General features: G+C 38.9%; 14 protein-coding genes. 9 read left to right on the forward strand and 5 right to left on the reverse strand.

Annotated features, from left to right (window positions below):
- The first annotated feature begins 24 nt into the window (after positions 1–24).
- The 3 genes from ACKGJN_RS13165 to ACKGJN_RS13175 are packed head-to-tail and all read left to right on the forward strand — an operon-like array spanning position 25 to position 7,040.
- Positions 25–3,903, forward strand: a complete 3,879-nt coding sequence (locus tag ACKGJN_RS13165; protein WP_409540008.1) for an Ig-like domain-containing protein — start codon at positions 25–27, stop codon at positions 3,901–3,903.
- Positions 3,903–4,430: a DUF4402 domain-containing protein gene (locus ACKGJN_RS13170; RefSeq protein WP_409540009.1), complete on the forward strand. Its 528-nt coding sequence runs from the start codon at positions 3,903–3,905 to the stop codon at positions 4,428–4,430. Before ACKGJN_RS13165 ends, ACKGJN_RS13170 begins: the two co-directional genes overlap by 1 nt.
- 18 nt (positions 4,431–4,448) lie before the next feature.
- Positions 4,449–7,040 (forward strand): hypothetical protein, encoded by a 2,592-nt coding sequence (locus ACKGJN_RS13175; protein ID WP_409540010.1) that lies wholly within the window; start codon positions 4,449–4,451, stop codon positions 7,038–7,040.
- Positions 7,041–7,285: 245 nt separating this feature from the next.
- Here ACKGJN_RS13175 and ACKGJN_RS13180 read toward each other — a convergent pair whose 3' ends face one another.
- Positions 7,286–9,331, reverse strand: coding sequence for an HD family phosphohydrolase (locus tag ACKGJN_RS13180; RefSeq protein ID WP_409540011.1), 2,046 nt, complete (start codon positions 9,329–9,331; stop codon positions 7,286–7,288).
- A gap of 114 nt (positions 9,332–9,445) precedes the next feature.
- Here ACKGJN_RS13180 and ACKGJN_RS13185 point away from each other — a divergent pair, with 114 nt between their 5' ends.
- Together ACKGJN_RS13185 and ACKGJN_RS13190 are read left to right on the forward strand one after the other, a co-directional pair.
- On the forward strand, positions 9,446–10,621 hold the full coding sequence (locus ACKGJN_RS13185; RefSeq protein ID WP_409540012.1) for an acetyl-CoA C-acyltransferase: 1,176 nt from the start codon (positions 9,446–9,448) through the stop codon (positions 10,619–10,621).
- Positions 10,622–10,644: 23 nt separating this feature from the next.
- Positions 10,645–11,394 (forward strand): C40 family peptidase, encoded by a 750-nt coding sequence (locus ACKGJN_RS13190; protein WP_409540013.1) that lies wholly within the window; start codon positions 10,645–10,647, stop codon positions 11,392–11,394.
- A gap of 93 nt (positions 11,395–11,487) precedes the next feature.
- On the opposite strand, the gene ACKGJN_RS13195 is transcribed toward ACKGJN_RS13190, so the two are convergent.
- Complete coding sequence (locus ACKGJN_RS13195) at positions 11,488–12,735, reverse strand: tetratricopeptide repeat protein (protein ID WP_409540014.1); 1,248 nt, start codon at positions 12,733–12,735, stop codon at positions 11,488–11,490.
- A 23-nt stretch (positions 12,736–12,758) separates the two neighbouring features.
- Positions 12,759–15,296, reverse strand: coding sequence for a DNA gyrase subunit A (gene gyrA, locus ACKGJN_RS13200; protein ID WP_409540015.1), 2,538 nt, complete (start codon positions 15,294–15,296; stop codon positions 12,759–12,761).
- 246 nt (positions 15,297–15,542) lie between these two features.
- Between gyrA and ACKGJN_RS13205 the strand changes: the two genes are divergently transcribed.
- A complete protein-coding gene (locus ACKGJN_RS13205; RefSeq protein WP_409540016.1) occupies positions 15,543–18,092 on the forward strand; it encodes an ATP-dependent Clp protease ATP-binding subunit in 2,550 nt (849 codons plus the stop codon).
- A 193-nt stretch (positions 18,093–18,285) separates the two neighbouring features.
- Complete coding sequence (locus tag ACKGJN_RS13210) at positions 18,286–18,657, forward strand: hypothetical protein (RefSeq protein ID WP_409540017.1); 372 nt, start codon at positions 18,286–18,288, stop codon at positions 18,655–18,657.
- A gap of 2 nt (positions 18,658–18,659) precedes the next feature.
- Here ACKGJN_RS13210 and hutH read toward each other — a convergent pair whose 3' ends face one another.
- Positions 18,660–20,171: a histidine ammonia-lyase gene (gene hutH / locus ACKGJN_RS13215; protein WP_409540018.1), complete on the reverse strand. Its 1,512-nt coding sequence runs from the start codon at positions 20,169–20,171 to the stop codon at positions 18,660–18,662.
- A gap of 122 nt (positions 20,172–20,293) precedes the next feature.
- Complete coding sequence (locus ACKGJN_RS13220; RefSeq protein WP_409540019.1) at positions 20,294–21,820, reverse strand: NAD(P)H-hydrate dehydratase; 1,527 nt, start codon at positions 21,818–21,820, stop codon at positions 20,294–20,296.
- A 138-nt stretch (positions 21,821–21,958) separates the two neighbouring features.
- On the opposite strand from ACKGJN_RS13220, the gene gcvT reads away from it, so the two are divergent.
- Positions 21,959–23,041 carry a glycine cleavage system aminomethyltransferase GcvT gene (gene gcvT / locus ACKGJN_RS13225; RefSeq protein WP_409540020.1) on the forward strand — a complete coding sequence of 361 codons (1,083 nt, stop codon included), beginning with the start codon at positions 21,959–21,961 and terminating at the stop codon, positions 23,039–23,041.
- A gap of 5 nt (positions 23,042–23,046) precedes the next feature.
- On the forward strand, positions 23,047–23,862 hold the full coding sequence (locus tag ACKGJN_RS13230) for a sugar nucleotide-binding protein (protein WP_409540021.1): 816 nt from the start codon (positions 23,047–23,049) through the stop codon (positions 23,860–23,862).
- Positions 23,863–23,871 lie beyond the last annotated feature (9 nt).

Consider the following 23,871-nt stretch of genomic DNA (forward strand, 5'->3'; position numbering starts at 1 on the left):
CTCTTTTAAATTTAAATTATAAAAATGAGGAGCGCCTCCTGGTTTCCTTGTTTATTCTTATTGGCGACACTATTTTTAGGTTCGTTGGGGTTGCAGGCACAAACTATTACTGATGTTACGGTAACCGGAACTCCGGTTTGCAAACCCTCATCCATTGATATAAGTTTTCGGGTAACTAATGGAACTGGTGTTCCTTCAAGATTTACTGCATCCACCGATTATACCGTTAGATTGGTAACTATAGCTGGAAATTATTATACAGAAGAAAAACTTGAAACTTTTCGGAGTACTACTTTTCCAGCTGATTCTAATTTATCTACCATAATAATAAAAAGAACATTTCAAATTCCATCAACAGTTACAAATAGATCGAATTATCAAATATTAGTTTCTTCAACTAGTCCTACAGCCGGGCAAACTATTGAAGCTAGCTCAGCTATTTTTGAAGTGAAATCCCTTCCACCTGCACCAACAGCCACAAACAACGGCCCAGTTTGCGTTGGTTCCACCTTGAATTTATCCGCTACAACTGTTACGGGTGCAACATATTCCTGGACAGGGCCAAATGGATTTACTTCCACACTACAAAATCCATCACGTACAAATACCAGTGCTGCCATGGCTGGAACTTATACAGTTACCGCAACCGTAAATGGTTGTACAAGCAATCCTGCCAGCACAAATGTTATCATCAATACTATTCCTTCAAGCCCTACTGCCACCAATAATGGCCCAATTTGCATAGGTTCCACGGCTACCTTAACTGCTTCGGGTGCAGTTGCAGGAGAACGCTATTTATGGTACAATGCCTCAACAGGAGGTACTCTGTTAAAGACCAGCGCAAGTAATACAGACAATACTTATACAACACCCGTTCTTTCTGCCACAACAAACTATTGGGTATCCATAATAAATTCAAATGGTTGTGAAAGTAACCGAACAATAGTTACAGCCACTTTCCCTGGAAATTCTCCAGATTCACAAACCACTGCAGGTACCAATACATGGATTGGACATGTATATGACGGAACAAATACCGGGGTGGCTTCTAATGGGAATTTTACAAACTATTTTGGAACATATACCGAGGCTGAAAATTTCAATCAAAGTTTTGGGGGAACTAACACTTGTTTTTCTATCACTTCAAGTTTGGGCAATCGATCAATTCTTACCGAAACTTTTTCGGTACGCTATAGAATGAATTCAACCAAAAAAGGTTTGTATGTTATTGATTTAGGATCTGATGACGGAAGCCGGTTAAGTGTTGATGGTACACTCGTTTATAATAATTGGTCAGATCAAGCATGGTCTTTAAGACCGCGGGTTTTAATGAACCTCACCGGAACTAGTCAATTGGTATACGACTTTTACGAAAACGGCGGTGGAAACAGGGTGAATTTCAATAATCTCACACTAATCCTGGAAAATAAGCTAACCGGAAATAATGACCAAAATTTATGTGCTGGCGTGACTGCAGCGGCAATTTCGGGGGACACTTTTGGAACGCTTCCTGCAGGTTTGAGCGCGGCCGGTTATCAATGGACCTATAGCACAAGCTTGGGAGGAACACGAAACAATATAGTTGGAGCAACTTCTGCCAGCTTTACACCAGATGTTAATGCTGCGCCATTTAATAATCCGGGGACCTATTACATATACAGAAATGCCCGCTTATCAAGCAGCAATAATGTGAATCCAAATCCTTTGGTTGCCACGAATGAATCAAACCCGGCAATACTTACAGTAAAAGCAACACCCAATGCTCCAACAGCCTCAAACAACAGCCCTGTTTGCGTTGGTTCAACATTAGAGTTATCCGCTTCCAATATTTCGGGTGCAACATATTCCTGGACAGGGCCAAATGGATTTGTTTCCGCTATTCAAAACCCACAAGTTAGCACAAATACCAGTGCTGCCATGGCTGGAACTTATACAGTTACTGCAACCGTAGATGGTTGTACCAGTATAGGGGCAAGTACCATTGTTATTGTAAATGCGTCATTTAATTGGACCGGTACTACAAATACAGATTGGAACACGTCCTCAAACTGGGCCTGTAATTCCTTACCTACTCTGGAAACCAATGTATTGATACCAGCGAATTTGGCTTCTAATAATTATCCGGTTATAAATGCAGGAACGAACGCACTTGCTAAAAACATTAGTATCGAAAACGGTGCTTCCGTTATAGTTAATGAGAACTGGTTGCGAATCGCAGGCGATCTAACAAATTCCGGAGTTCTAAATACTGAAACGGGAAGTATTTCTTTTGAAGGCAATTCAGCCCAAACCATCCCTGCTGCCGCTTTTCAAAATAACCGAATTCGGAATTTAGGGATTGATAATACTGCAGGAGTAACTTCAGCAGCAATAATTGAAATAACTGGGATTTTAAAAGTTGAAACCGGAAACTTCAATACAGGAAACGACCTTACCCTTATTTCTAATGCAACCCAAACCGCGCTTATTGACGGTTCGGGAAACGGTCAGGTTGTCGGGTTAGTGAAAATGCAGCGATATTTGGATGTAGCTTTTGGATATAAATATTTCAGTTCGCCTTTTAGCAATAGTGTCGTTGGAGATTTTAGTTCTTATGTAGATTTAAACGCAACATTCCCCAATTTCTATCGCTATAATGAAAACAGGGAAGATGCCAGTAATAATTCTGCCACAGGTTGGGAGACTTACACTTCTCCCACTGCAACATTGGATATTCTAAAAGGCTACGCACTTAATTTTGGAAATTCCTTAACTTCTCCCAAAACGATTGAGATCTCCGGAACGGTTAATAACGGTGATCACCAAATTACCTTATACAATAATGACAGGTTGTATACCCAAGGTTTTAATTTAGTGGGAAACCCATACCCTTCTCCAATCGACTGGAATGCCGCTGGCTGGACCAAAACCAATATAGATGATGCCGTCTATTTCTTTACGGCCGGATCAACAAACATGTACACAGGAACTTATACTTCTTATGTAAACGGAGTTCAAAGTGGCGACGGTTTATCTTCCAATATTATCCCATCTATGCAGGGCTTTTTTGTTCATGTAACCGATACCGGGATTTATCCGGTAAGCGGAACTTTAGGAATGACAAATGAAGTGCGGATAACAAATTTTTCCCAGGAATTTTTAAAAACTCCTGAGTCCGGTAAATTTATGAGTATAAGTAAACAAGTTTTGAACTCCCCAGAACCAGAAAAAGTACCATTAATTAGAATAAATGCAGCTTTTGAAAACGAAGTTAACACAGATCCTGCTGTACTTTATTTTCCCCATTTTGCCGAAATTTCCTTCGAAAAAGACAAGGACGCCCTTAAATTGATGAATACTGATCTTAGCGTTCCAAACCTTTACAGCCTTACTCCTGAAAATAAAAAATTATCCATTAATGCCCTTCCAGAACCTGGAAGCGATGAGGTTAAAAAAATCCCCTTAGGCCTTAAAATTGAGAAAGACGGCTGGATGTCGATTGGCTTGCAAGACCTTCAGAATTTTTCTGCAAATTTCAATGTTTATTTAATCGATTCAGAAAAAAGAATTGGTCAGAATCTAAGCAGGAAACCACAGTACAGGTTTTATGTTAAATCAGGTCAGCACGATTCCCGTTTTTATCTTATGTTTTCAGAAACAGAGATAAGTGATCCTGCAATCGCGTTTGATGAACCTTTCAGCGTTAAAACTGTCGGAGGAAAAGTGATGGTTAGTATGAATTTGGAAACAGGTCAAAAAGGCGTATTACTGGCCAGTACCGTTACCGGGCAAATTCTGGACAGAAAAAATGTATCGGAAAAAGAGACCATAGAAATTGAGGGAATAAAAAGTTCAGGGGTTTACTTTTTCAGCATAAACCTGAAAGACGGGATGTTTTCCAAAAAAGTGTTAATTCAAAAATAATGAAAATAGCTTATAACCGCATCGGGACAAAAAAGACTATTAATTACGTGATTTTCGGATTGATCTTCATAGTATTCAGCTTTTGCGCAAAAGCACAGGAAAACCCGCCCATTCCTGTTCAGGTTGAGGTGAATACTGCCCGTTTTTTAAATTTCGGGGCATTTACCACGGGAATTTCCGGAGGCACTGTGATTGTCAATTCTAATGGCGCACGGACTGCGACAGGAGATGTGGTATTGTTGAACATGGGCGAACAGTTTTCAGCAGCTTTGTTCGATGTAACGGCAAATCCGGGAACTATTATTCAAATTCAACCTCAATCTTCAATTACTCTAACTGGAAGTAATAGTGGAAGTATGACTTTAAGCATTGATAGCTATAGCACGGGACAGACATTTATAACTACTGCCAGTCCTCCATTTGCCAATCCTGTTGATGTTGGGGGGACTCTTTCGGTAGGAGATTTATCCGCAAATCCGCCCGGGCAATACAGTGGCACCTTCACCCTAACTTTTATTCAGCAATAAAAAGCACAGTAACTTTTGATGCGTAAAATTACCCCAACCCACATTATTTCAATTGATTTTAATTCAGGGTTATCCAGATCGTTCTGCTTTATAATGTTGATCTTTCTATTAGGCCCGGGGAACAGTTTTGCACAGGAATTTATTGGATACGATGAACTAACCGTGGAAATGCGCATACCGAAAATTGGGATGATGGAACTTCCGGTTGCCATAAAAGACCAGGAAGCGTATCTTTCGGTAAAAGATCTGTTCGATTATTTGAGGATTAAAAATGCAACTGAAGAAAATTCCACAGTAATTACCGGGTTTTTACTTCAACCCGAGGCAACTTTCAGAATAGATGCCTCACAATCACAAATCATTTTTAAGGATGAAACCTATCAGTTAACTGCTTCTGATTTTATTCAAACCCCAACCACACTCTATTTAAAGTCGGAATATTTCGGAAAGATTTTCGCGCTTAACACTAAATTCAGTTTCAGAAGTCTCTCGGTAAATCTCGATACAGAATTGGAGTTGCCGATAATAAGGGAAAAACGGCTTCAGAAAATGCGCGACAATATGGATAATGTGCGTGGCATTGTGACCCCGGATACTATTATTGAAAGATCTTATCCGTTTTTTAAGGCCGGGATGGCAGATTGGGCGGTGATCACCACCCAGCAAACCAATGGGCAAAACGACAACCGATTTAACCTGGGAATTGGGACCATGATCGCTGGGGGAGAAACCAATGTGCTTTTAAATTATTCCACCAAAGTTCCTTTTACTTCCCGAAATCAGTTTTATCAATGGCGTTACGTTAACAATGAGAGTAAAGTTTTTAAACAGGTAACAGCAGGGAAAATATTCACCCGAGCCACTTCTTCCTTATTTGCACCGGTAGTGGGCGCTCAGGTTAGCAATTCTCCACTGGTAAACAGGAGGTCTTTCGGAACTTATACTTTAAGCGATGTCACCGAGCCGCGATGGATGGTGGAACTTTATGTGAACAATGTGCTTGTGAATTTTGTACAGGCCGATGCTTCCGGATTTTATACTTTTGAGGTGCCTTTGATGTATGGAAACACCCTGGTAAATCTTCGGTTTTACGGTCCTTATGGCGAGGAACGCGTTGAAGAGCGGGCAATAAATATCCCTTATAATTTTGTTCCTAAAAATGAACTGGAATACACCCTTAGCGCCGGAATGGTTGAAAACGATGAGAGAAGTAAATTTTCCAGGCTTAATTTCAATTACGGACTAAGCAACACCTTAACCTTTGGAGGTGGGGTGGAATATTTATCGGGAGTGACTTCCGGAGAAGTGATGCCTTTTGTGAATACATCGGTGAGAGTTGCTCCCGGCTTACTGTTTTCGGGTGAGTACACATACAAAGTTAAAGCGGATGGTTTGCTGAGTTACAGAACACCTTCCAATTTCCAGATCGATTTGAATTACATCAATTACGATAAAGATCAAACCGCCATCAATTTCAATTACCTGGAAGAACGTAAATTGTCCATGTCTATGCCCATTCGCAGCAAATTCTTTTCTGCCTATACCAGGTTTAGCCTGAACCAGATAATTTTGCCGACCACTGAATTTACAACGGCGCAACTGCTTTTATCGGGAGTATTTATGGGAATTAGTACAAACCTTACCACCTATGGATTGTATAACGACCGGACAAAAAAACCTACCATTTACAGCACGCTTTCACAAACCTACCGCCTGGCTTATCAACTCTTGTTTTCACCACAAATTCAATACGATTTTAGTTCAGACAGATTTACCAACATGATTTTAAGGTTGGAAAGACCTGTTTTTGAACGAGGATTTATGAATTTGGGTTATGAGCACAACTTTCAACGGAATACTTATACTTTTCAGGTAGGATTGCGCTATTTATTCGATTTTGCCCAAACCTCTGCCACTTCCAGAATTGGGAACCAGAATACATCTTTTGTGCAATCGGCAAGGGGAAGTTTCCTTTTTGACGACAGCACCAATTATCTCACTTACAATAACCGCAGCAGTGTTGGAAAAGGCGCAATAACTGTTATTCCGTTTTTAGATCTCAATTTCAATGGAAAATGGGACAAGGATGAGCCTAATGTACCCGGTTTAAAACTGAAAAATCTGGGAGGAAGGTTGGTTTACAGTGAAGATAAAACAACAATCAGGATCTATGATTTGCAGCCTTATGTGCCCTTGTTAATTGAGATAGACCCCATTAGCCTTGACAATATTGCATGGAAAGTCCGTAATCCTGTTATTGCATTGGAAACTGTCCCAAACCAGTTTAAAACCCTTCATATTCCAATTGAAGTTATGGGAGAAGTTTCGGGAATGGTTTATCTGGAAGATGATTCAGGAAATAAGGGTCAGGGAAGGATTATTGTGAATATTTTAGATACTAACGGGAATGTTGCAGCGCGTGTTTTAAGCGAAGGGGATGGATATTTCACCTATCTGGGACTAAAACCAGGTAAATATATGGCCGTTATCGATGCTGATCAATTGGAAAACCTTGGTTATTCAGTAACATCTGAAAACACTGCTTTCGAGATTATGGTGGATCAATATGGTGATATCGTGGATAATCTTGAATTCACCCTGAAAAATTGAAAGTTAGATTTAAATCAAAAACTCGTGGAGTACACAAATTCTGTGGTGCTCTATTACTCGTACCCCTTTTTATTTCGCCCTTTCAGGGCTTTCTTAAACTAACCTCTTTTATTCGATGGGAGTTGCCCATCGCTTATATATTTCGCCCTTTCAGGGCTATCTAATACCTACGCGATAGCAGGTTTTGTGCTTCACACTAAAATCAGATATTCCATCAAATCCAAGGTTTAAATGGAATAAAAGTATTATTCAGGATATTCCACCCTTAGATGAAAGATGTTCTTAAGCTTTTGCTTGAGGACCTTTTTTATGAGTTGAATTTCCTTAAAGGTGATATCGGCATTCAGGAATTGTGCTTCTTCCATTTGTTTGCTTATAATTTTTTCTACAAAGGAATCGATCTTGGCGGGGGTAGGTTCTTTCAGGCTTTTGCTGGCCGCCTCTACGCTGTCACACATCATAAGGATAGCGGTTTCCCTGCTAAAAGGAATTGGGCCGGGATACCTGAAGTCTTCAGCAGAAACAGCCTCATTCATTTCTTTTTCCTTCATATAAAAGAAATATACCGTAGTGGTCCCGTGGTGTGTTCTAATAAAATCAATTACTCTGTCGGGAATGTTATTTTTCTTGGCGATTTCAATTCCACGAATCACGTGACCAATAATTATTGCGGCACTTTCCCTTGGAGAAAGTTCATCATGGGAATTCACGGAACTTGATTGATTTTCAGAAAAATACGTAGGATTCTCCATTTTCCCAATATCATGATAAAGTGCTCCTACCCTTACCAACATAGCATTTGCTCCAATTTCATTTGCGGCTGCTTCCGCAAGGTTGGCAACATTGAGCGAATGATGAAAGGTACCGGGAGCCTTATCTGAAAGTTCTTTTAATAATTTAGTATTGGTGTCTGACAATTCCAGCAAGGACATATCGGAAACCAATCCGAATAATTTTTCATAAATATAAATCAGCGGCTGGACAAACAATGTGGCCAATCCTCCCAAAATAAAGGTGAGAAATATTTCGTAATCCAGGTTAAGAATATTGCCTTCCTGTATAACGATGAAAGCAAAATATACGAGGATATAGATAAAGGTAATTTGTCCTACTGAAATAAATAAATTTGCCCTTTTATATAATTCTGATACAGTTAAAATAGTTACGATCCCTGCAATTATTTGGAGGAACATATACTCATAGCTGTTTGGGACTATAAAGCCTAAAATAAGGACGGTAATAACATGGGTGAATAATCCTAACCTTGAATCGAAAAAGGCTTTTAACGTTAACGGAAGTATACATAAGGGTACAATATAAACAAATCTGGATTCAAAGTTAACCACCAATGAAGTAAGAAAAACCATCAGTAATAAATTAAAAAAGATAAAGGAAACCTTAACATTGTTATCATAGATATCCCTTCGGTATTTCCGGATGAACAATAGCAGCATCAATAAGGCCATGCACACCAACAGGCTATATCCCAACAGGATCCAGTTATAACTGGAATCACTCCATACCTGTGCCTCAAATTCCTGCTTCAGCGAATTTAGAATATCGAGTTTTTCTCCTTCCACCAATTCCCCTTTGGAAATAATGATAGTTCCTCTTTCTATGCTTCCGCGCGTATAGGATATGTTGTTAAGTTTGCTATCCAGCTCTTTTTGGGTAAGAGCCGAATCAAAAATAACATTGGGTTCAATAATTGTATAAAATAGTTCCAGCAATTCCGGTTGGATCGACACCAAATTTGAACTGGAAATTTCCGAAGTTAAAAAAGACTGTATCTCCTCCTGTGAAAATAGCCGGTCGTAATTAATTTCAAAGGCTTCATTACCTTTTCTTAAATACACAAGTTGCTCAGGATTAGAGCGTTTATTTTCTTCAAGTATACCGTATTGATAAAGACTCTCCAATGTTTTCTCAACAAATGTGGTAATAGCACCTTTTCTTCTGTTAAGTATGCTATCTGAAAAAACCTCCTTAATTTGAGGTTCAATTTGAGATTTTATCTGGACTACAATTTCTTCATTATAGGAATAATAAGGGATATTATTTGAAATGATCTGATCCTTTTCCTTTACAATTTCATCATCGGACTTTAAAATGGCAAAATCAAAAGGAGCATACAAATTTTCATATTGCCACGGCTTTCCTTTTGTGATTTCATATTTAAATTTACCACCTTTAGGAAGAAGGTATACAACAACCACCGCGGTAAGAATAAAAAGAAAAACCTTGTAAAATAAGGCCTGGTTTTTATATAAATTATTGATGAAATTGGTCATTCTATGTTTTACTATTTTCCAAATGTACTAAAAAATCATCTGAGGTGAGAAGCCTTGGTTTCTTCTTTATAAAATCACTAAATTCGCAACAGGATAAATTTTAATACTATCGTCATGAAAGAAGTTGTAATAGTGAGTGCCGCGAGGACGCCAATAGGAAGTTTTCTTGGAGGTTTGTCTACGGTTCCAGCCACCAGGTTAGGATCTATAGCCATCCAGGGAGCTTTAAATAAAATTAATTTAAACCCGGAACTTGTTGATGAAGTTTTGATGGGAAATGTAGTACAGGCAGGTGTTGGTCAGGCTCCTGCAAGACAAGCTGCCCTTGGTGCAGGAATTCCGGATACGGTTCCTTGTACCACAGTGAATAAAGTTTGTGCCAGTGGAATGAAAGCTGTGATGCAGGGCGCGCAGGCGATCATGCTTGGAGATGCCGATATTATTGTGGCAGGAGGAATGGAAAACATGAGCCTTATCCCTCATTATTTACACCTTAGAACCGGACAAAAGTTTGGTCCTGCAACTATGATAGATGGGATGCAAAAAGATGGACTTGTGGATGCCTATGACCATAATGCGATGGGAACCTGTGCAGATCTATGTGCCAGTGAGCATAATTTTTCAAGAGAAGATCAGGATGCTTTTGCCGTCCAATCCTATAACAGGTCTGCGAAGGCATGGAAAGATGGTAAATATGATAATGAGGTAGTACCTGTAGAAGTGCCTCAAAGAAAAGGAGATCCTGTTATTGTAAAGGAAGACGAAGAGTTTAAGAATGTACGAATGGATAAGATAACTTCTTTACGTCCTGCATTTTCCAAAGATGGAACTGTAACTGCTGCCAATGCTTCCACAATCAATGATGGAGCTGCTGCGCTTGTTTTGATGAGCCGGGAAAAAGCAAATGAAATGGGATTAAAAGTAATGGCAAGCATTAAAGGCTTTGCAGATGCTGCCCAGGAGCCAAAGTGGTTCACTACTTCTCCTGCCAAGGCTTTACCAAAAGCTATTGCCAAAGCCGGGATAACACAGGATGATATCGATTATTTTGAATTTAACGAAGCCTTTGCGGTTGTAGGTTTGGCCAATATGAAACTTTTGGGCTTAACAGATAAAAACACCAATGTTAATGGCGGTGCTGTTTCTTTGGGCCATCCACTTGGATGTTCCGGAGCACGTATTATCGTAACTCTTTTGAACGTTTTGGAACAGAATAATGCCAAAACCGGTGCAGCTGCTATTTGTAATGGTGGTGGTGGTGCTTCGGCTATAATAATTCAGAGAGATTAAGTAAAATTTCCAATGTTTAATCAATGCAATACGGAATATGTAACCTCAGCATTGTGCCTGTTCGTTTGGAACCGGCAAATGCTTCTGAAATGGTAAACCAGTTATTATTTGGAGAATATTTTAAAATCCTTGAAGAACGCGGAAAATGGAGCCGTATACGTATTGCTTTCGATTCTTATGAAGGTTGGGTAGATAACAGGCAGTTATTTAAGATAGAAGAAGAACGCTATCTGGAATTGGGTAATGCAACTCCGAAGTATTCTGCAGATTTGATAGAACACCTTATAGATGATCAGAACCGCTTCACTCTTATCCCAATGGGATCTCTTTTAAACGCAGCTCCGGCATTGAAGCAAAGCTTTGACGGACAAATTTTAAGCGGTTCCAGGGAAAAATCGAATTTAATTGAAACGGCTTTAATGTATCTAAATGCTCCCTTTTTATGGGGAGGAAAAACACCTTTTGGAATAGATTGCAGTGGTTTGACTCAAATGGTTTACAGGTTAAACGGATATTCCCTGCTAAGGGACTCAATACAGCAGGCCTCGCAGGGGGAACCTTTAAGTTTTATAGAAGAAAGCGAGCCAGGTGATCTTGCTTTTTTTGATAATCCTGATGGCAGGATTACGCACGTTGGGATCATGATGCCTGATAATTATATTATCCATGTAGATGGTAAAGTGAGAATAGACCGTATAGATCATTCAGGAATTTTCAATCTTGATTCCAGAAAACATACCCATCAATTAAGAGTTATCAAAAAGATTATTTAAGCTTACAGGATTTCAGATTTTAAAAAGGATAAAAACTAAAAGAGGTTGCCAAAAATGGCAACCTCTTTTTTATTCTCTCAACAAGATCAGTTCTTATTCCTGAGACTGATTTATTTTTTCCTGAAGGGCATCTGCTTTGGCATCTTCCCCAATTTGATAGTAAATATTCATCGCGGTACGCAAAGCTTCAATATTTGATGGATCATTTTCAATTACCTTTTCCAAATAAGGTAATGCATCCTTATAAATTTGACTGCGTTTTTCTGATAATTCATCATATTTTTTAGTGTCGGCGGAACTCATTCCCAGGGTGTTCATCTCTTCAACTATTGCAGCTTCTCTTGAAAGGATAGCAGCAGCTATGTTCAAGCGAGCTTCTGCCATTTCCGGGTCAATTTCCAGTGCTTTTTTATAGTAAGAAATAGCAGTGTCGATTTCTCCAATTTCAAATGAAGTAACTCCCAGGTTATAATATAAAGTTGGGTTGTTAGGATCTTTTTCAATAATTTCTTCCATCAATTCCTTATATTTTGCCTTATCACCCAATCTATAGTACATATCGGCTTCAGATTGCAAAAGGCTAATATCATTGGGATTAGCAGCTTTTGCAGCTTTCATTGCGGCAATGGCCTTATCATCCTGACCTTGCTCAATATAGATCAAAGCGATATTCTTGGCGATTTCTCCTGTTCTTGCTTCTGTGATCCTATCTTCAGGTTTAATGTATTCCCCTGTTTTAACCATAAGGTCTCTTTGGGTTTTGTTCATAACCTCTTCTTCTCCGGTTGTTTTATTTATGGCAACATACTGAGTTTCGATTCCTGTGTATCCAAGATCTTTTAATTCCTCATAGTATTTTAATGCTTTTGCATAATTACCGGCACTTACTTCGTTGGAAGCAGCATAATACAGGTACAAGGTGTCTTCGCTGTTTAACTGGTATCCTGCATAAAGCTTATCGGCTGCCTTATTAAATGCCTGGTTATTTTGATCGTTGATTGCACCCTGAACCAAACTGTTTGTTACAGAGGCTAATCCCTCAGCTGCGAAATCATTCCCCATTTCCTTCGCCTTTTTAAAAGCTTCGGCCGCGGTGATAAGATCCTCAACAGATGTGTTTTCACCGGTTCCAAGATATGCCTTACCTTTATAAAGGTAATAATCTTCTTTATAATTATCGTTCGCTTCAGATAACAAAGGTTCCGCCTGATTTAAAAGGGTTTTTGCTTCTGCATAACTTCCTTTATCAACAGCTTTACCCGCATCCCGGATCTCTTTCTTTTGTGCTATAGCAACTACCGATAAAAAGCAGAATGCTAAACTTAAAATATTGGTTTTCATTTGATTTTTGGTTTTGATTATTATTACTCTTCAGTATCGTCTGCAATTGTTGTGCCATCTGAAATTTCATCACTGATATCGCCAGAAGTAGCATCATCTAATAGTTCATCTTCAACTTCATCTTCATCTTTCATTACTTTTGCAACGGCAGCTATGGCATCATTTCCTTTAAGGTTAATCAATTTCACTCCTTGGGTAGCTCTTCCCATTACCCTTAAATTTTCAATGCTCATTCGTATGGCAAGTCCGGATTTATTGATGATCATAAGATCATCTTTATCGGTTACATTTTTGATAGTAACCAGTTCCCCGGTTTTATCGGTAACCGAAATGGTTTTCACACCTTTTCCTCCACGGTTTGTGATCCTGTAATCCTCTAATTTTGATCGTTTTCCATACCCATTTTCGGAAACCACCAAAACATTGGCATCCATATCATTCACCGCGATCATTCCTACTACCTCATCCTTATCATTTGCAAGGGTGATACCTCTAACCCCCGAAGCATTACGCCCCATTGGTCTTGTTTTACCTTCCTCGAAACGGATAGCTTTTCCGCTTCTTAAAGCAAGCATTACCTGACTTTCGCCATTGGTGAGTTTTGCTTCAATAAGTTCATCACCCTCCCGGATGGTTATGGCATTAATTCCGTTTACCCGTGGTCGTGAATATTGTTCTAAAGAAGTCTTTTTCACCTGACCCTTTTTTGTAGCCATAATTACATAATGACTATTGATATACTCTTCATCTTTAAGATCCTGAGTACAGATAAAAGCCTTTACCTTATCGTCCGGCTCTATGTTGATCAAATTTTGAATAGCCCGCCCTTTTGAGGTCTTACTTCCTTCAGGAATTTCATAAACCCGCATCCAGTAACATTTTCCATTTTGGGTGAAAAATATCATATACTGGTGATTGGTCCCTGTGAACAGATATTCCAAAAAGTCTTCACTCCTGGTGGTAGAACCTTTTTGTCCTACTCCTCCCCTGTTTTGGGTTTTATATTCGGTAAGAGAAGTTCTTTTGATATAGCCTGCATGAGAAATAGTAATCACTACCTGCTCATCCGGGATCATATCTTCAATACTTAGATCTCCACCGGCATATTCAATAACAGATCTTCTTTCATCTCCATATTTTGCCTTTATTTCCAGCAATTCATCCTTAATTACCTGCATTCTTCGCTCCTTGCGGTCAAGGATATCTTTCAGGTCTTCAATGGTTTTCATGATCTCTTCATATTCTGAACGAAGTTTATCCTGTTCCAGACCTGTAAGTTGTCTTAATCGCATTTCTACGATCGCTTTCGCCTGAATTTCGGATAATTTAAAACGATCGATCAATTTACCGCGCGCTTCGTCTGCATTGTTGGAAGATCTAATCAATGCTATTACTTCGTCGATATTATCGGAAGCAATGATCAATCCTTCTAAAATATGGGCTCTTTCCTCGGCTTTTCGAAGTTCATACTGGGTTCTTCTCACCACTACATCATGACGGTGCTCCACGAAATGAAAGATCATATCCTTTAGATTCAACATCTCAGGACGACCTTTAACCAATGCTATATTGTTTACACTAAAACTTTGTTGTAAAGCGGTATGTTTATATAAGGTATTCAGGACGATATTTGGAATTGCATCCCTTTTCAGGATATATACGATTCGCATTCCATTTCGGTCTGATTCATCCCGGATGGACGAAATACCTTCTATTTTTTTCTCATTAACAAGATCGGCAGTTTTCTTGATCATATCTGCCTTGTTCACCTGGTAAGGGATTTCGGTAACTATGATACATTCCTTGCCCTGAACTTCCTCAAGGGAAGATTTTGCCCTAACCATTACGCGCCCACGTCCTGTTTTGAACGCTTCCCGAACTCCATCATATCCATAGATGGTTCCCCCTGTTGGAAAATCCGGAGCTTTAATATAGGTGATAAGTTCATCGATATCAATATCGTTGTTCTCAATATAAGCTATGGTCCCGTCAATTACTTCTGAAAGATTGTGCGGTGGCATATTGGTTGCCATACCAACGGCTATTCCGCTGGCACCGTTCACAAGAAGGTTAGGCACCCTGGCTGGCAATACTGTTGGTTCTTCCAGTGTATCATCAAAATTCAAACGGAAATCCACTGTTTCTTTATCGATATCTGCCAACATATCTTCGGCGATCTTGCGCATCCTTGCTTCGGTATACCTCATAGCCGCCGGACTGTCTCCATCAACAGATCCAAAGTTACCCTGTCCGTCTACAAGCATATAGCGCAAACTCCATTCCTGCGCCATCCGTACCATTGCTTCGTAAACAGAAGAATCACCGTGTGGGTGATACTTACCTAAAACTTCCCCAACGATACGGGCAGATTTTTTATGGGCACCAGTAGCCCTAATTCCTAATTCGTGCATTCCAAATAAAACCCTTCTGTGCACGGGTTTTAGTCCGTCCCGCACATCAGGCAGCGCACGTGACACAATGACCGACATCGAATAATCGATGTAAGCCGATTTCATTTCATCTTCAATGTTGATAGGAATTAATTTTTCTCCTTCAGCCATATTAACATAGTTTAATTTAGTTCAAAAATCTAACGAGCCAATTTAAGCATTTTCCCAATGTTATTAGGGCTAAGTGCTTCTATTTTGATTATTTTTATTAACAAATATTTGGGCGTGCTTCGTTGATAAGTTGCTTATTTTATATTTTGTTTATTAAAAGTAATTTTGTCTATTAGCTAACGACTCATAAACGGGTATAATTTTTGAACGTTTTGAGGAAAATAAATTAACGAGAAAGGAAATAAGATGGATGATAATTTTTCACCCAAAGTAAAAGATGTCATTGCATTCAGCAAGGAGGAAGCTCTAAGACTGGGTCATGACTTCATTGGAACGGAGCATTTAATGCTTGGTCTTCTTCGTGATGGAGATGGTAAAGCTATAAATATATTGAACGCGATGGATATAGATTTAAGCCATTTAAGACGAAAAGTAGAAATATTAAGCCCGGCCACTTCAACCGAAACAATAACTTCAAACGAGAAAAAGAACCTGCATTTAACAAGGCAGGCAGAAAGAGCGCTAAAAACCACTTTTCTAGAAGCTAAACTTTTTCAAAGTTCTTCTATTAATACGGCCCATTTGTTATTATGTATTCTTCGGAATGAGAACGATCCTACCACAAAACTTCTTAATAAACTTAAGATAGATTATGATGGGGTTAAAGATCAGTTTAAATATATGATCACAAACGAAGATGATTTTCTGGAAGGACCAAAAGCTGAATCATTTTCAGATGAAGATAGTTCATCTGATGATGCTTCTAAAGACAACCCATTCAGCAGCAGTACCGGGAAACCCAATAAAAAGTCTAAGACTCCTGTATTGGATAATTTTGGCAGGGATTTGACCGCGATGGCCGAAGTGGACAAACTGGATCCTGTTGTAGGTAGAGAAAAAGAGATTGAACGGGTAAGTCAGATTTTAAGCAGGCGTAAGAAAAACAATCCACTGCTCATCGGGGAACCGGGAGTTGGAAAATCGGCTATTGCGGAAGGTTTGGCCTTGCGTATCGTAAAACGAAAAGTATCCAGAATATTATTTGACAAACGTGTGGTAACACTCGACTTGGCAAGTCTGGTTGCCGGCACCAAATACCGTGGTCAATTTGAGGAGCGTATGAAAGCGGTGATGAATGAACTGGAAAAAAATGATGACATTATTTTATTCATCGATGAGATCCACACGATTGTAGGTGCCGGTGGCGCTACCGGAAGTCTGGATGCCAGCAATATGTTCAAGCCAGCTTTGGCTCGTGGCGAAATTCAATGTATTGGAGCCACAACCCTGGATGAGTACAGGCAGTATATAGAAAAAGATGGTGCTCTTGAGCGTAGATTCCAGAAAGTGATCGTAGAACCTACCACTGTAGAGGAAACACTGGAGATATTAAACAATATCAAGGATAAATATGAAGACCATCATAATGTTACCTATACCCCTGAAGCTATTGATGCCTGCGTTAAATTAACCAACAGGTATATGACAGACAGGTTTCTTCCAGACAAGGCTATAGATGCCCTGGATGAGGCAGGTGCGCGGGTCCATATCACCAATATTGATGTTCCAAAGCAAATTCTTGAACTGGAGAAGAAACTGGAAGAAGTACGTGAAAGCAAAAATGCCGTTGTCAAAAAACAAAAATATGAGGAAGCAGCAAAATTAAGGGATGATGAAAAAAATCTCGAAAAAAATCTTGCTATAGCTCAGGAAAAATGGGAAGAAGAATCCAAAAAGCATAAGGAAGTTGTTACGGAAGACAATGTTGCCGATGTGGTTTCTATGATGACCGGAGTACCCGTAAACAGGATCGCACAAACCGAGATCAAAAAACTTGCTGAATTACCAGTACGAATTAAAGGTAAAATAATTGGTCAGGATGATGCGGTGAATAAGGTTGTAAAAGCAATTCAGCGAAATCGCGCAGGATTAAAAGATCCAAATAAACCAATTGGATCCTTTATATTCCTTGGACAAACAGGAGTAGGTAAAACACAGCTTGCAAAAATTCTTGCAAAGGAACTGTTTGACAATGAAGATACCCTCATTCGAATTGATATGAGTGAGTATATGGAGAAATTTGCAGTTTCAAGATTGATAGGTGCACCTCCTGGATATGTTGGGTATGAAGAAGGTGGGCAGTTAACCGAAAAAGTGCGCCGTAAACCATATGCGGTAATTCTTTTGGATGAAGTAGAAAAAGCGCATCCCGATGTTTTTAATATGTTATTGCAGGTGCTGGATGATGGATACCTTACTGATAGTTTAGGTAGAAAGATCGATTTCAGGAATACAATTATTATTATGACATCCAATATCGGGTCCCGAAAACTCAAAGATTTTGGACAAGGAGTAGGTTTTGGAACGGCAGCTCAACGATCGCAAATCGATGATAACACCAGGAGTGTTATTGAAAATGCGCTTAAAAAAGCATTTGCTCCTGAATTTTTGAACCGAATAGATGATGTGGTTATTTTTAATTCTCTTGAAAAAGAAGATATAAGTAAAATCATTGATATTGAACTTGAGAAATTATATGACCGTATCAATTTGATTGGTTACAATTTAACCCTGACCGATAAAGCCAAAAACTTTATAGCAGAAAAAGGATTTGATAGGGATTATGGAGCAAGACCTTTAAACAGGGCGATCCAGAAATACATTGAAGATACTTTAGCCGAAGAAATCGTTACCTCCCACCTTTCAGAAGGTGATAAAATCTTTATGGATCTGGATGAAGAAAAAAATGAACTTACCGTGAACATAGAGAAGGCGGCAAAAGAAACGGAATCTTAAAAAATTGATAGTATTTAAAATGCTTTGAGGTGATTAAATTCACTTTAAAGCATTTTTTTTATAATCAATAATGAAAACACACAACTAAATGCACCTTGATAATATCTTAAATCCAATGTACATTTTGTAGGAATCCAGATTATATTACGCTTAAATTTCTTACATTTAAAAATCATTTTTCCCCTACTAAAATATGATTGAATCTGCAATAGAGCTTGACTTTGGAAAAGTCACCATTATCGATAATATTCTCATCGCTGAACTTAACGAAGGAATTTTATTTGATGTTGAGAATAATCGTAAACTATTAAATTTAGGCAATAAAATCTTTAAAGGGATGCCCTATGGCTATATCTCCAACCGGGTAAATTCCTATGCCATAAACCCGATGATCTACCTGGAATCTTCCAGCACTATCAACTTAAAAGCGATAGCTGTGGTTAGCAGCAATCCGGTTTGCCAACAAAACACCCTTCTGGAAAAGCAATTCTATAAAGAGGGAGATTCTTTCGAAGTCTTTGATACCCTGGAAGCGGCTATAAATTGGATTAAATTAAAAATTTAGGATCAGTCAAACATCCGTTCGTTTTTAACAGAGAAGTTGGAAAGAAATTCTTTGGCCTTCCCAATATGATCAGCCATTACCTGGTCCTCTTTTAATACAGGCACTTTTAATCTGAAATTTTCCAGAATCTCCAATAGAAAAGGCGATGTTTTTGCAGGCTCACGGAAGTGCAATGCCTGGGAAGCATTGAATAATTCTATTGCAAGTATGGTTGATATGTTCTCAATCACTTTCAGGGCTTTTGTGGCTCCGTTTGCTCCCATACTTACGTGGTCCTCCTGCCCGTTTGAGGAGACAATGGAATCAACACTTGACGGAGTTGCGTATTGTTTATTCTGGCTTACGATACTTGCAGCCGTGTACTGTGGTATCATAAATCCGCTGTTTAAGCCTGGATTTTCAACCAAAAATGCCGGAAGTCCTCTTAAACCCGAAACCAACTGATAAGTCCTTCTTTCTGAAATATTACCCATTTCAGCCATTGCGATCGCAAGGTAATCAAAGGCTAATGCCAAAGGTTGTCCGTGAAAATTCCCACCGGAAATGATTTTATCTGCTTCAATAAAAATATTGGGATTATCTGTAACCGAATTAATTTCGGTTTTAAAAGTCTTTCTAACAAAAGATAAAGTATCCCTGGAAGCTCCATGAACCTGTGGAATACATCGAAAAGAATATGGATCCTGAACACTCGCCTTTTCCTGTTCTGCCAGTTCACTACCGGCTAAAAACTCCCTTAATCGTTCTGCTGTTTTAATTTGCCCCCTGTGGGGACGAACCATATGAACCAGTTCGTCAAACGGAGACATATTGCAATCAAAGGCATCTATAGAAATCGCCGAGATCACATCGGCCAAATAACATAATTTATAAGATTCGGTTAAGGCAAATACCCCATGGGCACTCATAAACTGGGTGCCATTCAATAATGCTAAACCTTCCTTGGATTGAAGTTCTATTGGATTCCAGCCAAACTTATCCAGAATCTTAGCGGCCATAACCCTTTCCCCTTCAAAATATACTTCACCCTTTCCTATAAGCGGCAAAGCCAGATGTGCTAAAGGAGCCAAATCTCCCGAAGCCCCAAGGGAACCCTGTTCATAAATTACAGGAAGTACATCGTTATTATAAAAATCTATCAATCGCTGAACGGTTCCCAAAGCAATTCCAGAATGACCATAACTCAAAGATTGGATTTTCAATAAGAGCATCAATCTTATAATTGGTTTGGAAACAAGGTCCCCGGTACCGCATGCATGCGACATTACCAGATTTTCCTGCAGTTGGGTAAGGTGATCGGAGGAAATTTTTACATTGCAAAGGGATCCAAAACCTGTATTTATTCCATAAATGGGGACATCACTTTGTTTAATCTTATCATCCAGGTATTTTCTCGATTTTTCAATATTCAACCTGGATTCTTCGCTCAACTCCAGTTTTCTTTTATTGGTGATAATATCCTGAAGCACACACAGGTCAAGTACCGCAGAGCTTATATAGTGATTGGAATCCATAAATATTCGGTTGGTTTTATCGGGTTTTATGTTAGCAGAAATTTTTTCAATTCAATAAAAGGAAAATAATGTTCAGGTATCTACTGTTAAACGTTTGCTAAATTAATTGAATATTTTGCAATTTATTCCATTTGCGAATCAATTTTAAATAAATCTAAAAATGCACGGCCAATATTTGCCGCAATATCACCCGAGATCATTCCCTGATAACTCTTTTCATCTGCCATAATATCACCTGCCCTTCCATGTAAATATACTCCGAATACCGCTGCATTTAATGGGTCGTATTTCTGGGAAATAAGCCCCGTAATCACTCCGGACAGCACATCTCCAGATCCTGCGGTAGCCATTCCGGGATTTCCTGTATTATTAATAAACATTTCATCCCCTGAAATCGTAAAGGTAAAAGCCCCTTTAATAACCAGGATCACCTTATGTTTTGTAGTGAATTTCTTTGCCTTATCCAATTTTTCAAAATCATTCTTCCATTTTCCTATAAGTCGTTCCAATTCTTTTGGATGTGGAGTCAAAACAGAATTTTTGGGCAATAACTTCAGTAATTCCTTTTCTTTTGAAAGCATATTTAAACCATCGGCATCGATTACCATAGGATTTGAAGTTTGTTGCAGCAATTGCTTAAAAGCATTTAAAGGCACTGTTGAAGTCCCTGCTCCCATTCCAAAACAGATAACATCCGGTTCTATATCAAATGTAATGTTGCTAAGTTCATTTTCATCAATATCTGTAATCACCATGGCTTCAGGCAAAACCGTTTGAAGTACCTGGTAACCGCATTTTGGAGAAAAGAATGTCACCAATCCTGCTCCGGTTCGTAATGCGGCAGTACCGGCTAAGGCGATGCTTCCAATCTTACCGTAGCTTCCTCCAATTATTAACGAATGTCCATAATCGCCCTTATGGGAATTTTTTTTCCTCGGAATATATAACCCGATAGCTTCATTTTTATCGATAAGCCGGGCTTTGGCCGGCGCTTGATGCAGAAATTCCCTGTCCAGGCCAATATCCAGTATCTGCAAATCCCCAACAAAACCGGCAGTTTGTGGCAGGAAAAAAATCAGTTTTGGAGCTTGAAAAGAAAGTGTGAAATTCGCCTTTATGACAGCGTCATTTTCTGAAGGAATCTTCTCTGAAAAAAGACCGGAAGGCATATCGACGGAAAGTATAAATGCCCCTGAAGAATTTATGTGTTTCACTAACTTCCCTACCCATTCATCCAGGGACCTGTTAAGTCCAATCCCAAAAATGCCATCGATAATAAAATCTGTTTTCTTTAAATCGGGAAGATCATCTTTTTTCGTTAACAAGATTGGCCATGAGGAAGCCACCTCTTTAATTTTTTCATAATTGGCTAAAAAATCTTCAGAGCGTTTATTGCTGTAATTAACAACGTAGATCGTTACATTATACCCGTTTTCTATCAACAACCTGCCTATCACAAGTCCATCTCCTCCATTATTTCCAATTCCGCAAAATATCTTAATCGAAATTTTAGCACCCTGCAACCTGGAATGAATTTCATTAAAAACAAGCGTAGCAGCTCGTTCCATAAGTATTTCTGAAGTTATTCCTTCTTTTTCAATGGTTACTTTATCTGCTTCTGCTAATTGTTCAACATCAAAAATCTTCATAAATGTCATTTTATATAGGCAATACAAATATAAAACTTCCTAACCCCAAACCCTCTTACATAACAAATTCTTAATAAAAACTGTTCAATTGGACTATATTCAGTCTGAATTAAATAAATTTGCCCAAATTTTAAACAGATGAAAGAAGTCGCTCTTAATGCCATACATACATCTTTAAACGCGAAGATGGTTCCTTTTGCAGGTTATATGATGCCTGTTTCATACGAGGGAGTAACTATAGAACATGAAACCGTTCGTAAAGCCGTGGGTGTTTTTGATGTTTCCCATATGGGAGAATTTCTTATTACCGGACCCCATGCCCTTGAGCTTATTCAAAAAGTATGTACTAATGATGCATCAAAACTTATAGACGGCAAAGCCCAATATACCTGTATGCCAAATGAAAATGGCGGGATTGTAGACGATTTGCTCATTTACAGGATTCAGGAAGAAAAATATTTACTGGTTGTAAACGCTTCCAATATTGAAAAGGATTGGAACTGGATTGCCCAGCATAATTCCATGGATGCTACGATGCGGGATCTTTCTGAAGAGTATTCCCTGCTGGCAATTCAGGGTCCAAAAGCAGCCGAAGCAATGCAATCTTTAACCCAGGTAGATCTTGCAAATATGAAGTTTTACACCTTTGAGGTAGCAGAATTTGCCGGAGTTAAAAATGTGATTATATCGGCGACAGGATATACCGGAAGCGGTGGTTTTGAGATCTATTTCAAAAATGAAGATGCCGTTCAAATTTGGGAAAATGTAATGGAAGCCGGAGCCGATTTTGGCATTAAACCAATAGGCCTTGCCGCCCGCGACACTTTGCGTTTGGAAATGGGTTTTTGCCTTTATGGAAATGATATCGATGACACCACCTCTCCTATTGAAGCCGGTTTAGGCTGGATCACAAAATTCACCAAGGATTTTGTAAATTCTGAAAATCTTAAAAAACAAAAGGAAGAAGGTCCTACCAGAAAATTGATCGCTTTTGAAATGGAAGAAAGAGGAATCCCCCGTCACGACTACGATATTGTAGATGAAAATGGCAAGATTATTGGCGTAGTAACCTCGGGCACCATGTCACCTTCATTAGATAAAGGTATAGGAATGGGGTATGTTCCATTGGAAATTGCCAAAACCGGAGAAAAAATCTTTATACAGGTCCGGAAGAAAGCTATCCCTGCAAAACAGGTGAAGTTGCCCTTTTATAAAGGATAAAACTATTGAAAAAAATTTTGATTTTAGGAGCAAGCGGCTTTATAGGCAATGCCTTATATAAAGAGCTTTGCTCCTATTTTGATACCTATGGAACCTATTATTCCAACGCTAAATCATTCAGCAAAAACCAAAAGTTTTTTGAGTATGATATGGAATCGGAAAACATTGAAATTTTACTGGAGAACCTAAAGCCCACCATAATTATTTCGGCACTTCGCGGAAATTTTGATGCCCAGGTGAGCACCCATTTTTCTATTATTGATTACCTTCTGAAGAATGACTGCAAGCTGATTTTTATCTCATCGGCCAACGTTTTTGACGGGTTCACCAATTACCCTTCCTATGAATATGACAAGACATTGTCTCAAAGTATTTACGGAAGGTTTAAAATTAAAATTGAAAATGCACTTTTAAGACTTCCCAATAACAAATACAATGTTTTGCGATTACCAATGGTTTTTGGAGCAAACTCCCCACGTGTTATGGAGATTAAAAACAAAATAGAATTTGGAGAACCGCTCGAGGTTTTTCCAAATGTGATAATTAATGCTACCGAAGTTTCTAAATTAACCCAGCAGGTACATTACCTCATAAACCGAAAAAAACAAGGGGTTTTTCATTTGGGAAGCAATGATCTCACCCATCAAAACGACCTGATAACCGATATTGCCGAAGTGTTGGGATATAATAATCCACTTCTTAAACAGGTTTACGACTCCAATTATGACCGGTTTTTGGCAGTTTTACCCAAGGATAATCCGCTACCAAAAAATCTCCAGGTTTCTATTCATCAAGTGATCCAAGCTTCCATTATCATATAAAAACACTAC

This window comes from Gillisia xinjiangensis (assembly GCF_046298265.1).
Taxonomy (GTDB): domain Bacteria; phylum Bacteroidota; class Bacteroidia; order Flavobacteriales; family Flavobacteriaceae; genus Gillisia; species Gillisia xinjiangensis.

Excerpts from the sequence above, each read along its gene's own strand:
- ACKGJN_RS13165 (WP_409540008.1), top strand. The coding sequence starts at position 25 with ATGAGGAGCGCCTCCTGGTTTCCTTGTTTATTCTTATTGGCGACACTA.
- ACKGJN_RS13170 (WP_409540009.1), top strand. The coding sequence starts at position 3,903 with ATGAAAATAGCTTATAACCGCATCGGGACAAAAAAGACTATTAATTAC.
- ACKGJN_RS13175 (WP_409540010.1), top strand. The coding sequence starts at position 4,449 with ATGCGTAAAATTACCCCAACCCACATTATTTCAATTGATTTTAATTCA.
- ACKGJN_RS13180 (WP_409540011.1), bottom strand. The coding sequence starts at position 9,331 with ATGACCAATTTCATCAATAATTTATATAAAAACCAGGCCTTATTTTAC.
- ACKGJN_RS13185 (WP_409540012.1), top strand. The coding sequence starts at position 9,446 with ATGAAAGAAGTTGTAATAGTGAGTGCCGCGAGGACGCCAATAGGAAGT.
- ACKGJN_RS13190 (WP_409540013.1), top strand. The coding sequence starts at position 10,645 with ATGCAATACGGAATATGTAACCTCAGCATTGTGCCTGTTCGTTTGGAA.
- ACKGJN_RS13195 (WP_409540014.1), bottom strand. The coding sequence starts at position 12,735 with ATGAAAACCAATATTTTAAGTTTAGCATTCTGCTTTTTATCGGTAGTT.
- gyrA (WP_409540015.1), bottom strand. The coding sequence starts at position 15,296 with ATGGCTGAAGGAGAAAAATTAATTCCTATCAACATTGAAGATGAAATG.
- ACKGJN_RS13205 (WP_409540016.1), top strand. The coding sequence starts at position 15,543 with ATGGATGATAATTTTTCACCCAAAGTAAAAGATGTCATTGCATTCAGC.
- ACKGJN_RS13210 (WP_409540017.1), top strand. The coding sequence starts at position 18,286 with ATGATTGAATCTGCAATAGAGCTTGACTTTGGAAAAGTCACCATTATC.
- hutH (WP_409540018.1), bottom strand. The coding sequence starts at position 20,171 with ATGGATTCCAATCACTATATAAGCTCTGCGGTACTTGACCTGTGTGTG.
- ACKGJN_RS13220 (WP_409540019.1), bottom strand. The coding sequence starts at position 21,820 with ATGAAGATTTTTGATGTTGAACAATTAGCAGAAGCAGATAAAGTAACC.
- gcvT (WP_409540020.1), top strand. The coding sequence starts at position 21,959 with ATGAAAGAAGTCGCTCTTAATGCCATACATACATCTTTAAACGCGAAG.